The organism is Providencia sp. PROV189 (assembly GCF_028480065.1).
In the GTDB taxonomy this organism is placed as follows: domain Bacteria; phylum Pseudomonadota; class Gammaproteobacteria; order Enterobacterales; family Enterobacteriaceae; genus Providencia; species Providencia stuartii.
Map to the genome: position 1 here is coordinate 1 of NZ_JAMPOG010000022.1, position 13806 is coordinate 13806.

At 40.7% G+C, this 13806-nt stretch carries 9 protein-coding genes; all 9 read right to left on the minus strand.

Annotation, left to right across the window (positions count from 1 at the left end; all coding sequences use genetic code 11):
• Positions 1-3372 (minus strand): DUF6531 domain-containing protein (locus PR833_RS13625; RefSeq protein WP_272526216.1); only part of this gene is annotated, 3372 nt, incomplete at its 3' end.
• A gap of 9 nt (positions 3373-3381) precedes the next feature.
• Positions 3382-3738, minus strand: a complete 357-nt coding sequence (locus PR833_RS13630; protein ID WP_102781069.1) for a DUF4150 domain-containing protein — start codon at positions 3736-3738, stop codon at positions 3382-3384.
• Positions 3731-4942: a DUF2169 family type VI secretion system accessory protein gene (locus PR833_RS13635; RefSeq protein ID WP_272526217.1), complete on the minus strand. Its 1212-nt coding sequence runs from the start codon at positions 4940-4942 to the stop codon at positions 3731-3733. Before PR833_RS13635 ends, PR833_RS13630 begins: the two co-directional genes overlap by 8 nt.
• Before the next feature lie 10 nt (positions 4943-4952).
• The gene (locus tag PR833_RS13640; RefSeq protein WP_272526218.1) at positions 4953-7061 is read right to left on the minus strand and encodes a type VI secretion system Vgr family protein; all 2109 of its coding nucleotides are present in this window, start codon (positions 7059-7061) and stop codon (positions 4953-4955) included.
• A gap of 82 nt (positions 7062-7143) precedes the next feature.
• A complete protein-coding gene (locus PR833_RS13645; RefSeq protein ID WP_004918557.1) occupies positions 7144-7662 on the minus strand; it encodes an Hcp family type VI secretion system effector in 519 nt (172 codons plus the stop codon).
• A 795-nt stretch (positions 7663-8457) separates the two neighbouring features.
• Entirely contained in the window at positions 8458-9453 is a 996-nt protein-coding gene (locus PR833_RS13650) for a Csu type fimbrial protein (protein WP_272526219.1), read from the minus strand.
• Between the two features lie 24 nt (positions 9454-9477).
• Positions 9478-11874 (minus strand): fimbria/pilus outer membrane usher protein, encoded by a 2397-nt coding sequence (locus PR833_RS13655; RefSeq protein WP_014658048.1) that lies wholly within the window; start codon positions 11872-11874, stop codon positions 9478-9480.
• Positions 11846-12559 carry a fimbrial biogenesis chaperone gene (locus PR833_RS13660; protein ID WP_272526220.1) on the minus strand — a complete coding sequence of 238 codons (714 nt, stop codon included), beginning with the start codon at positions 12557-12559 and terminating at the stop codon, positions 11846-11848. Before PR833_RS13660 ends, PR833_RS13655 begins: the two co-directional genes overlap by 29 nt.
• 41 nt (positions 12560-12600) lie before the next feature.
• A complete protein-coding gene (locus PR833_RS13665; protein WP_223854747.1) occupies positions 12601-13128 on the minus strand; it encodes a Csu type fimbrial protein in 528 nt (175 codons plus the stop codon).
• Positions 13129-13806: the final 678 nt, after the last annotated feature.

A 13806-nucleotide genomic window follows, 5' to 3' on the forward strand; every position in this document is an offset into this window, starting at 1 on the left:
ATGGGCGCGGTCATAGTGGAATGACCGGTGCACATCGGTACAGACCGGAGGCAGATGCGGCGCTTCTTGCATGGCACGTAAGAAGTTCTCGGAGCCGCGTCCAGCGCGTTGGTGTGCTAATAAACCGGCTGCATTGTAGTGACTGGAGTTCACAAAGCCGGCGTCACTGCGGCGTAAATATTCTTGCCCCACGGCATTGTAGCTAAAGCGTAAGGGGGCATGCTGACCCACTTGTAGGGAAGTTAATTCCCCCAATTGACCGAAAGCGTAATGGAGTTCACGTTCACCAAAGCGCGTTTGGGTGAGGGTATGTGTAGCTTCATCCCATTGATGGTGTACCTCACGGCCATTAATGCGTTCGCAGGTTAACTGGCCGTGGGCATTGTATTCGAACTCGACCACCGAATCGGGGTTAGTGGCTTTAACGAGGCGTAAATGGGTATCGTATTCATAGGTGGTGGTGGAGAGGCATTGCGTGTTAATGCCATCGTCGACCCATTCACTTTGTTCAATGATGACTCCCGAGGAGGCATAGCGCCAGCGAAGCTCGTGGTTATCGGGGTAACGAGTGGCAATGCGTCGGCCTAAGCGGTCGTAACGATATTCAAGTACGCGTCCAGTAAAATCGGTTTCTCGAATGATTTGCCCAGCCGCATCACGCTCATAGGTATATGTTTCACCGAGTGAGCTTATCACTTTTTTCAGACGAGTTAATGCGTCATATTCAAAATGAATTTCGCTGCCATCGGGGCGTACCATTGCCATGAGCAAATCAAACGGGCCATACCGATAGCGGGTAGTGCGACCTTCACCGTCGGTGACCGCAACAACGCGGCGCTCGCTGTCATATTCAATGTGTTGATGGGTGCCATCAGGTAATAATACATCGCTGACACTGCCGTTAACGCCGTCATGCTCTTGACTATAACGGTAGCGGGTAGTGTGCTTGAGTGCATCGGTATAAGCTTGTAAGCGACCGAGTTCATCAAACTGATATTCAGTGCTATTTTGGTATGGGTTAGTGCTCTTAATCAGTTGATGTGCGGCGTTGTATTCATATTGCCACTGTGCACCATCGGGAGAAATGGCTTTGAGCAGTTCGCCGTGTTGGCTATATTCGTAAGTTTGTATTTGGCCTTGTGGGTCGATGATGGCTATTAGGTTTCCTTGCGTATCATAGCTTAGCTGCCATTCGTCGCCTGTTGGGGCAATGTAACGAGTGAGTTGTCCATTATCATTATATTCATAACCCACTTTACGTTTATCTGGTAGGTGAATCTGTGCCAGTAACCCATCGACATGGTAGATATAGTGTGTAGTCTCACCAGTATCATTGGTTTCACTGATCTTTTGAAAATCACGCCACTGTGTGCGAGTTTCTCGACCTAAAGGGTCAAGGGTACGCACGACCAATTGATCTTCATTGTAATAATAGCGGTAATGACCTCCTTCACCGTCTATATAAGTGTTAATCTGTAATGTGTCATCATATAAGAAACGATCGCACCAATACCCACTATCTGAATGAGTTTGAATGACCCGTCCTTGTTTATCATAACAAATAGTGAGTTCTGTTTGATCTGTATCTCGCCATGAGGTCATCCAACCTTCAGGTGTATAAGTGTGCCATAAGTGGTTTTGTTGGAAAGCATCACATTCACTTAAATAACCATGATTATCATATTGACACGTAACTAACCGTTGTATTTGCTGAGCATGCTCATAATTGATATGAGTTAGTTGGTTGTGTTGATAATGGAGTCGAACCAAAAAACCATCATCACGTAAAATGTGGCTGAGTTGCTGTTTATCATCGTAATGAAAGTGTAGTGCAATTCCTTGCAAATTAGTGATTTTAACTAATCGACGACAAGATAAAGATAATGTATCAAAGTGATAGATACGTTGACGGCGATTATCTTGTATTTGTAGCCCTGTTTGTTTATTACCCAATAGTAGATAATGTGGAGCTCGTAAGTTTTGGGAGCGCACTTCATCGTTAGGAGCGGTAAAAGTATATAAGCTCCCCTCAGGGTCTTGAAAGTCTATTGTGTTGTCATTGATTAGCAGATACATTGACCAGTTATCTGCCCATTTCTTTCCAAAAATACCATTGGGGGATTGAGTAGAGTAATAGGTTCGCGTTAGTTCGATAGGTAATAGACCCGGAATATTAATGACTGACCATGCTTGAATGAGATCGCCTCTCACTATATCGACGGGGTCACCACAGGTATTTACTTTATCAGTATCGTTTCCTTTTCCATCTTGATTTTTTTGGGTTTTTTTTGTGTCTTCGTTGACTTTAGTTGATGGAGTATCGGAGGTTTTATTTGATGGCGAGTTCGTATTTGGTTTAACTGTTCCGCCAGAAGATGGTGCTTTATTAGCAATATCTGCTACTTCATTAGATGTTTTTCGCGAAGTCTTGCCGATAATCTCAGCCGCTTCTTGAGTGAGCTCTTTCCCCAATTTTTTTCCAGCTTTTTTTACCAAACCAACTGGGGTGAACATCATCAGAAATGCACCGCCTTTTTCTGCATCTGACAATTCTGTAAATCGAATAGCATCAAATGGAGATTCACCAAATTGATCTCGAACTAACTGAGCATGATCTTCCAGTTGCTTTTGCCACTTAGCATTGAATAGTCCAGCAATTTTTGAGCCAAGAACACTCCCTGTAATTTCAATAATTTGAGCTCCAGTATAAGCTAGGTCGAGTACATCAGGTACCACATTCCATGTTTCTTTGAGAGCACCGCTTAATCCTTCAAAAGGAGAGTCAATAGCTGCTGATACTTCGTGACTAGTTTGAGTTGCCCATTTGGTTAAATCTTGTTTTCGTTCTTCAGCCCACTGACGGACATTTTCAGCCTCTTCAGCTGTCAATAAAGAGACTGGATGCCGTGTTGACATTTTTTTTTCTGCGGGTGTTTCTGTCTTAACAATGGGATTAGCATTTTCTACAGGGGCAGAGGAAGGTTTTGCTTGGTGTGTAATGACACCTTGAGTATTACCATTTGCAGAAATGTTGGAATGTTTCTTAATTTCGTCCTCTCGGCTGCTAATAAACCCAGATTCAGGGTAACCTTTCTCATCCGAATTTAATTCAGGTAAATTGAGTGAAGGGTTTTGCTGGCGAAAAATTTCATATTCTTCATGTGAATATTTTCCTGTTGAAATTATATTATATGAGCTATCGTCAAATTCGATATAAATAAGGCGTTCGCTAGTGTCATCAAATCTGGCATTACTGTATAACCTCCAATCAGCAACTTTATCTTTGACTTGCTCAAATGGTGGGTATGGCTTAGCTAGTGGGCTCGAACCAATTACGAGCATTGCATCTACATTATCTTGGTGATTAGACATTTATTATCCCTATTTCCCATTCATCCAAAATTTATCGTCATGACGCAATATAGGTTTTTTTCCTACTCGAACACTCTTTGAATGCTCGATGGGATAGCATTTGCCGCCGACAGTACCACTTTTCACACCATTAGCTACTCCTGGCGCATCACCTAAAGTGGTTGGAATATAGCTTTGATCGTAAACAACAACGGGATGACCATTGGCTTTGACGGATGGCACGACAGAGGCTGCAGTTTCTAATTTTGCAATAACAGGGTATGGAATTGGCGGTGTTGATGAACCCATAGGCGTTTTACAGACATCAGGGGTTAAGCTAATCACCAACCATTCACCTTGTTGGCGAGCTAAATAATTATCAGCCATGGTTCAACTCCTCTTGAGTTTCAGCAAGACGAACTAATGGGGCATTTGGATCCATTTCAAATCGTGCTTCACATACACGTATAGGTAAATCAGCTTCAAACATTAAGCGATAGGTTAAGGACAGTTGTAATTTCTCAGTATCAATTAACAGCGTATCTAAATTGAGATGTAGAGGGATAAAAAGGCCATTTAACATGCGCAATAAAACAAAAGGCCGATGTCCCGGTAATGTTGTGTTGAGTTCACCACTTGGTGTTAAATTTTTGAGTATTAGTGAAAAATCAGTTTTTGGGTAAGTAATTTGTTGGTCGATTGGTGCACAGTTCCAATAACCAAAATCAAAATCACTGGGGAGATAAGGATGACGTTGGTTTAACCAAGTTTCATCATAGGTTCCAGCAAGCAAGCGCCGAGGCAACCATGCTCGACTAATCGCCCCAAATCCAGCGACAGGATTTTGTTGCAACTCATTATTTAATTGTGACGTCAACCATTCAGTGGTGATTGGATATTCTAATGATTCGATTTGTGGAGCAGGAAGTACAGTGATTTCTTTAGATTGTTGATACCATGGTGTGATAAATCCTTGTCCTAGCGGATTGTATTCATAGGTACTGTGTGCTATCGGTGCGAAATCCTTTTCAGGATGCTCAGCACGTAGCGCCTCAGGAAATAACGCTTCATCGGGAATAGGCTTAGCCAGTTTTTCATTTTCATAGACCTTACATTCACCACCAAATGCATAACGATAATCAATCGGCAATTGCCGTATGGGAGAAGGAGAAGTTAACTTCCATTCACCTGACTTTTCATCGAGTACAAACTGACGAGCCCCAAAACAGCGTAGGGATTTTTCAATTAGTACCTTATTATCTCGGCTTGTCATGGTAAAAGAGACAGTAATGGATTCAGCGGGCGTGTTGTCTGGTGCATACGCTATGCCATTGATTAGTACATCACAATGAGGTTTGAAGGGGGCTAAGTCACTTTCTACGAGAACAGATGAACTGTTTGGTTTACTAATAAATTGATCTTCAAACTCAAAATTTAAATCAGTCAGTAAAGAAGGAACATATTCCCCTTTATTTTCTGTTGGGACCAGAGCGTACCCAACCTTCATAGCAATTACATGGTGCTCAATATCTTCCACATTGAGCATTTTATAATTAAGAACTGAAAAAGGCGTAAGATTACGAAATTCCATTTCTTATCCTCTAGTTTAAGTCCACATCTTTACCGGTAATTTGTACAGGTCCGGATGCTTCAAAATTAAACTTATGTCCATTAATTGTGACATGGCCTGCACTATCCATCCGCAACACGCTGGCTCCACAGCGGAGTTCAATGACATCACCGACATTAATGGATAACTGATTGGTAACATTGATAGTTTTACTTTGCCCAACAGTCTCTGTATTGTCTTTATTAATGCTTTCAGTGCGATTGCCTTTCACCAGCATCGCTTGGTCGTTATCAACCACTTCCATATGGTCATGTAATACATGGGTAGTACGGTCATTGAGCACCTTCGTATTCATGTCCTTTTGGGCATGAATAAACACTTCCTGCTTGCCATCCTCATCTTCAAAACGTAGCTCGTTAAAACCTTTTCCTTTATGGGTTTTCGTACGGAAGGTCGTACGCGTTTTATTTTCAGGAAATTTTATTGGTGGTGCATTACGCCCATCGTAGGTGCATCCCGTGATAATGGGGCGATCAATATCCCCATTTAAGTAGCTTATCTGCACAATAGTGCCAATACGAGGTACGGCAGAAAAACCGTAGCCATTGCCACTCCATCCCATAGCAACACGCACCCAACAGGAGGCGCCATGATCAGGCTTACCATAGCGATCCCAATGGAAATGGACTTTAACAGCACCATATTCGTTGACGTAAATTTCTTCTCCTGGAGGACCAACTACGGTGGCTAATTCATCCCCATCGGCAGTTGGCTTGTAATGATGAGGCGGACGCCATTCTTCACGGCCAGGTATAAATGTAACGCTATTACTTAGTTGAGTTCCGTCACCACCCCCGTTATCGGCGAGTGGTTGTACGCCATGGTGAGTGACAGTGATGACTTGCCAACTGTCATTCATCAGCGCATTTGGGTGATTTTGTAAGGTGAAAATTTTTCCCGGACGTAAGGCAAAACAGTTAGTCGTGGCATTCCCCATGCGACTACCGCTACGTAATTGCTCAAATCGGACCTTTGTTAAAGGTTCGCCTTCCGCATCTAATTGGAAACGACCATAACTTTCAAACACACTATGTTGCCCACCTTTTTCTAATTTCCCTTTATGCATCAGAGGGTAGGAAGGTCGAACATAATTATTATCTTTTTGGATCGTCTCATCTGAGCATAGATATTCACCGTATTGCCATCTTGAAACGGTGCTATCCGTTATATCGGTATCGGCTTGTGGGTTGTAGGTGAGGTGGATCCCCGCGGTCATTCCCATATGTTCATCGCTATAGAACATCTCTTCATCTTCAAACCAGAAGTTAATCCCTTCTTCAAAGGCTAAGCGACACCAAAAGTCATAAGCGGATTCCCGTTTTTGTGTGGTGTAGGTCCGTACCGGATGTAAAGCTTCACGGTAAAAAAGACAGTCTGATTTGACGTGCGCTTCGTCTAACAAGGTTTTTAAAATGGTGGGGGCGTTTTGGTCTTGGAAAATACGACTGTCTTGGTTGAGGGTCATGATCCACATTTCAGGACGAATATCAAAATGATACCACGTTTTCACTCCATCGGTATTACCTTGAGCAGCCCCTGCAAGAATACCTTTTACGGTACGCACAACTTTACCGTCACGTTTGACGGTAAGTGATGAAACTTGACCAAGATGTTCTTGGAAATCTATCACTGGGAGTAGGCTGACGGCATTAATGCTCAAGCTAAAGAGTGAAGAAAGCCCTTCCGTTAATGAAAAATCGGTAACTTGTAATGTTCCCGGAGGTAATAATCCGATTTCACAGGTAAATACTAATCCACTTGGATCAGGGTTGAGTCCTAGAGCACTGAGAAGTGTGGATTGTGCTTTATCAGCCATCTCACTATAAGCGCCTGTTTCTGAAGATATTGCTCCTTGTAGTCCACCAGTAAACCCACCGCCGGGTGTGAGTGCAGCAGAAACACCATCAAGGCGTGAGGTCATATTAGAGGCTACAGATAACACTGTTTGCGCCGCATTAATGGCTTGTTGAGTTTTGGCGGACGCTTGAGAAATTAAGGCATCTTTAGCTTGATTGATGACTTCGTCTTGAATCGAGGCTATCGGATCTATAGATGGTTTTTTGGGGTCTTTTGAGAACATAAATAGGCTCCGAATTAACGGGTAGGCGTCATGACATTAAATAGAGAAAGACGAGCCTATGTAGGCTCGTCGAGTGAAGCGATTACGCCTCCAGCGGTGCGCGCCAGTCATCAGCACCAGAAGTGCCTGCTACGGTGTGCTCCCAGTCCACCTTACGGTAAGAGAGTGATACTTCGAGCAGCTGCGTATAATCCGCTTTGGCCGGATCTTGGCAGTGTGGCATTTGGCAATCGATGTTGACGATAGTCGCATCGGTCAGTGTGGTGGTGAAGAAGTGCTCTTGCTTCCCTTCAACAGACGTGCGGTACCATTTCAGTTCCACTTTTGGCAGCATTTCACCGGACGCCAGTGCGTTATACAGCAGTGGTACCGCTTTGTTTAATGCCACAGTAAAACGGAATGGCTTGTGAGCACGTTGGCCTGAAGGTTGACCGGATTGGGGGTCAGTTGGTACGGTCACAATATGGGAAAACTCTTGTACCAGCATTTGGTCTTCATGACCTTCTACGTAGATGTTACCGACCGATTCAGGGGTAAATGCTCCCGCAGTGATGTTGCCCTGCGTTTTTCCTTCGATAGAGATATAACATGGAGTTGGCATAATATGTCCTTTTATTATCCTGAGTTATCATAATAAGTCAGGTGATTAATAACGATGGTTTATTGCAATAAGAGCAATATATTCCTTGCTCAATATCATTAATATCAGCCAATGCGCATGGTGATTTCGGTTAGGAAAAATAATATATGCCGAGGGTGGGGATGTAAATGTATCGGAATAATCCGAACGGCCTAGGATAAGTGACTCAGCGTAAAATAATTGTCATATCGATATTTATTGCTTTCGTTTTGCCATTTTTAGTATTTAAGCAGTATAAAATGTTTTCGCTTTTGTTCGTTATTTTGATGAAAAACGCTTAACTATCGAAAATATTAGAAAAAATCTATGTACATTGAGCGAAAAAACGTTCCAGAAAATTCCTAACGTTTAATTTATTTAACTCATTGTTTTACAATGATAAAAAATCTTACACTTAGAATGCTTGTTAAGTAGAGGATAAAGTCTGTTAGTTGTAAATTTTAATGCTAAAAAAGTATATCCTATAAAATAATTATTCTGATTGTTTTAATTTTTATCCATAATAACAAATGGTTACATTCATTATTTAATAAACAAATCTTCAAAGAACATTCCCAGCGTGGAATTTTGTACTCATAGGGCGATTGCTTTAATTAAAAGATATTGATGAATTTTATATTTTATTTTCACACCTTATTTATTACTTAATGAATTTTAAAGCATATGATATGGGAAAATGAATTAGAACAAGCTCTAAGCTCTTATCAAAATAGGAATATCTTGATGATGTCTAACTAACTCTGTTTTGCCATAAAACTAATAGCTGGCATTAACTGTCACGGTATCGCTGTAATTTCCGGGTTGGTAGTTAGCAGAAGGAACAGTGACATACACGGGGTAGAGCTTAGCGATACCAGAGCCTATATCAGAAAACAAATTAACGAGGTTGTTACCCCATATTATCCCATTGGGTCCTGGTGTTGAGCTAAGTTGATAAGGTATTTGATCGGTTGTTGTTGGACTTTGCAAGAAACCTGCACCTTGCAAATTATTATTTGAAGGTAGTAAACCGATACTAAAAGGGGTTGTATTTGTACAGGTAACAGAAATATTACCATTAGCTGTGGTGTTGGTTGTCTGGCTTTTGACATTACCGAGATGAATATCGCCGCTGGCGGAAACAATGCATTGCTTATTAACTGTGGTTGTCACAGTAAAAGGAAAAGTGGGGCCAATAATGGAACCGCAACTATTTGGCGTACTGAGCAGACCGATATTTAAAGTTGAGCTAGCAGTCAATGAGGTATAGGTATCAATATAAGTGGCAGGGATCACGGTTGATGGATTGAGCGATAATTGGGCATAAACGGTCACCGAACCTGTTGTTGGCGTTGACCCTTGACCGATATTCAGTTTGATCATGACAGGGCTAGTGTCAGAAATATATTGGCTCCCCCAAATAAGACTATAATTTGCATTTTGATATAACTGATAGCTTATGGGGGCATTTATTCCAATGGGGGACATTTGCCGAGAAACGATTTGGCTAGAGGTACTGGAATTACCTATATTTAAACATAGTGTGGCGCCAAGAAACGTATCGAGTAACTCCTTCGTACAACTATAATGAATAGTGAGTGAGGTAGTTGCAGTATTATTAGTTAAGGGCATGATGTTGCCGAAATTAAGTGTGTCGATATTTAAAATGGAGCAAGTTAAGCCATAAGCGGGGCGAGGTTGATTGAGAAATATTGCAAAGAAAGTGAATAATAAGCTCAGCGTTTTGTATTTGTTAGTAATGTGAGTAGACATCATTTGATCCTTGTTTGACGGATTTTAATCTAAATAAGGGGATGACTCAGGATGGCAGTGTAATGGGCCAATCTGAGGAATAAGCTCATCGGTTTTTGGATAGGTAAATGTGACAGTACATTCTCCTTTGGGGTAATGGATCAGCAGATGGTTGTCAGTTTTTAAGGTATCGAAATAGGCTATGCCATCGTATCCCACTGTCACTAAATTCTCTTTTTGGCCATTTAATGCAACTTGGCTTCCCTCAGGTAATAGCACACCATTTGGGTCAGCGAGGATCACTAATGCAGGGTGCGTTTTAATTAAATCAAATTTAGCGAGAACACCTGAATGATATTTGGGGATAACGTCTATTTGGGTCTGTTTAACTTGAATATTGGCAGGTAAATGAGTTGGATCTAACGTTAGCACATTTCGCTGGTAACTATTAAGTGAAGGAATTAAAAGTAACCCATCATGATTTGTTGTACCGATAACGCTATTTTCTAACCGAATAGGAAGGTTGCCGATACCATTTGTTGATACAATGGCGAAGCTATTCATAATTGGCTTTGAAATAAAAAAGTGATTATTAGCCGCGGCGATAGCACCACTTGCACCAATATACTGTGAGTGAGTTTGGTTTAGGTTATTAAACCCTGAGCTAAGATGTATTTTATCGGTAAAATAATTAATATCGATTTGGTGATTATTTTCACTATCCTGCTTGCTTGCCGTAATATTCCAGCCTAACCCTCCCTCTGAAGGGGCCGATTGGTTTACATTTATCTGGTACATTTGAGCATTCTGGTTTTTTTGGCTCGTGATGCGAATGCTTTGCTTATTCCCGAGTAGCATGGTGGCTGCTAGGTATATAATGCTTTCTTTATCATCGGTAAGTTTTTTATTAATACTGGCGCTAATAGATAGCGTATCGTTAATAGGTTTGTACCAATGAGCACCCAAATAACCTATTGTCGGGTCATTATGGGGGCGAAAGCCAAAATAGGACAGACTAAAACTACCAAGATATTCCGAATTATAGCCAAAAACAGCATTACCATTAAACGCCAATGGTGGCGCAGAATAATTTGTTGCAATATCATGATACTGAGGTGTGGTTATGGTGGTTGAGGCGCTGAAATTAATGAGATTATTAGCCCAATGATAACCCGCATAATAGAGCCAACCTGGAGTGCGAGAGTCAGTGCTTATCGCGATAGCGGTTGAAAGTGTTCCTCCTCCTATTTGTGGTATCCAATGACTTTCAATCCCCAAATTGAACAAATCGGTTGCCAATTCGGCATGAGTGCCGGTTGTTAAATAATTATTTTCCCCATAACGAACCGTTGTGCTTATAACGGGCTTGCTAGCATAATCAAATGAGCGAATAGCATAATTTTCACGTATAAAGCCAATTTCAGCTGACCAATCAACAAGCCCCTCACGTAATAATGTTTGGTCATTATAAAATGAAATATTCTGAGTCGTGGCTCTACCTAATGAATCAGTTAACACAATTTGCGCTTTTCCTTCACCACTGACCGTTGGTAAGCTATTTAATGCAAAATGACCGATTGGCACTTCACCGCTATAGCGTTTAATACCATCAATATATAATTCCACGTTTGATGGCACCGTTGCCGAACCATAAAAAGTCGTCAATGGTGCAGTTGGCATATATGGCTGTAAGGAAAAATCAGTAGCTATTTGTAACCCTGCAATCCGTGTGGCGCGTGACCATGTTAAAGCACGAGTGACGGTATCCCCTAAATTCAAAAATAGGTGTTTGTCTTCAAATGAGGAGCGCCAAGCAGTATCTATGCGCGTCAATGAGGAGGATAATTCAGGGTGTCCCAGTGTATTGTGGCTTTGCTGTGTCGTACTCAATAGGCCAAATGGATTAAATAATCGTAATTCAGAAAAACTGCTTAATGAATTGGTGATATTTTTCGCTAGATGCAAATCATAATTTAATAAAGCGCCTTTTGAGGCGTGAGCTTGCACTTGTTCTGACGCTATTAAGTCAATAGTGGTAGCGTTAAGAGTTAATAATGAAAGTGGGGCGTCAATAATCAATCTCTGCTGATCGGCATGATAGCGATAACTAATCTCGGTTAGTTCATGCAAGCCGATAAGGCTTTTATGTTGTGTGGGGAGATTGAAATGTAATTGTTTTAATGTTTCAGCACTTACCCACAGTGTGTCATCTTGATAACCAAAGCGAGCAATACCAAAATGCGTTTGATTAATGATGACCTCAAGATAAAGCTCAGTGCCGGGTAGCGATGAAGTATCATCAATCAAATGTTCAAAGGAAGTAGGGTAAGCATTTAGCTGAGCGGTAACCAAAATAGGATAAAAAGCAGCAAATAGCAGGGAAATTTCTGCTAATAAATGCAGGTAACAAATATTAAATAGGGTAGGTTTGCTGTTCACCATTGATCAAAACTTTTATTGTATTGTTTGGTTTGGAGCAAACTTCGGGCAGTGTTACTTCCCATTGCATCGTTGAGCGCGGCAATACGTATCCTAACAAGCCGGAATTGATGATCGTATGTTTTCCTTTGCAGTCAATGAAGTGAATATTGGATAGTTGGGCATGGCTATTGCCATTGTTATGTACAATCAGGGTGTTTTTAGATGGATATTTTATGAGCTGCCATTCTAAGAAAACGGTAGTACTTGGCATATTTAAGGGTTGTACAAAAATAGGCAGTGAATAATGCAAAACAAATTGTAATTTATTGCTGCTATTCTGCCCGGTAGGCAACTCATTTATTGAAAGGCGATAGGCTAGTTCTTCACTCCCCATTATATTGTTGTTCCGGATCACTCTGACTAATTGTTGTTCATTGGGGTTCAGTTTGATCATAGGAGGACTGATAATAATGTCTCTGGTAGCCACTAGCTCATTGCTTGAATTTTTTTGATACCAGAGAAATGTCCTCACTTGCGCTTGTATCGGCTCTTTTCCATTATTACTTAGCCAAATTCCTGCGGAATTCTGTTGGGGATTAAATGTCAGTGTGACAGGTGTGACTTGTAACCCACCTCCATAAAGCTGGCTTGAGTAGAATAACCAGATGAATGAACAGATAAATAATGGTGAAAGTCTGCATGCCATTCGTTTGATCTTCCTTATAGTGATTTTGAAATGACGAAGCCTTAATAATTGACGTTAACAGTGACAACGTCAGAATAGGTATCTGGCGTGAAATTAGTGTTTGTCACTACCGCATAAACTGTAAAATTTTGCACCTCTCCATTGCCCGTTCCGGAAATTCCATTTCCTTGCGTTAACGATGTTGCGGTATTTCCCCAATGACTTCCTGTTGCAGATGATTGTTTGAGCTGATAAGGAATTTTATCGGTGTTGCTTATTGAATTAGTCACTGAAGATAAAGTGCCTGTGCCATCATCCGTACCACTATTCAGCGCCGAAGGTGACAACCCAATGCTAAAAGGAATGTTTTTCGAGCAGGTCACACTCAATGTGGTTTTCGACGATGGATTGCTAGTGTTTAAACTGACGGAGCCTAAGTTGATATCAGAATTAACACTCACTTGGCAGGAGCTGGTTACCGTCATTAAAACTTGAAAAGTGGTTGTTGCTAAGTTTGCTGCATTAAGACTGGATGACATTGAATAGGAGCCAATAGTTAGAAGAAATACGTTCTTCACTGTCGGTATCATAGGAACCTCGTGTAGGGATTATCGTTATATTAATCTTGAGTTTTTACTTTCTGACAGCGCAAACGTATAAATTAATTCATCATAAAAAGAATAAAAGCAATATTATTATCTGTTATTTTTTGTTATTGAGATGGTTAATATATGAGGAATTATTTAATTTATTGATAATATTGGTATTTTTTTGGGATGGAAAATAGCTCACTATCTTCGAATAGTCGCGATTGTTATTTTTGTTATCATAAAGTTAATCAATTGTTTAATGTTGTAAACAAAGTCAAAGCAAGGACTTTTTTATCGTTTTAAGGCGGTTTTTTCGGCGCTTTATCGCCTTTTTATCAAGGTGGGTAGGCAATGAAAAAAAATTTTTAAGCTAGTGAGATAGAAAAGAGCTAAGTGATTACTTTTAAAACAGTTTATATAACTTGATGAAGCTCTATTCAGCGGCATTATTTGAAACTATCCCATTAATTGGAAAACTTTCAGAAAGTATGAAACTAATTGTGATGTTTATCTCATTTTTGAGATTCTATTTTTGCTCATAAATTCAACAAATTGGCTATTAGATCCTATTTTATTTTTGAAATGAAATTTTGAAATGAAAAGAGGAGATAGCTGGATCCATTTTGCAGTTGCTAAGAAATTTTACTTATGTCGATTATTGAAAATAGTCAATTTGTT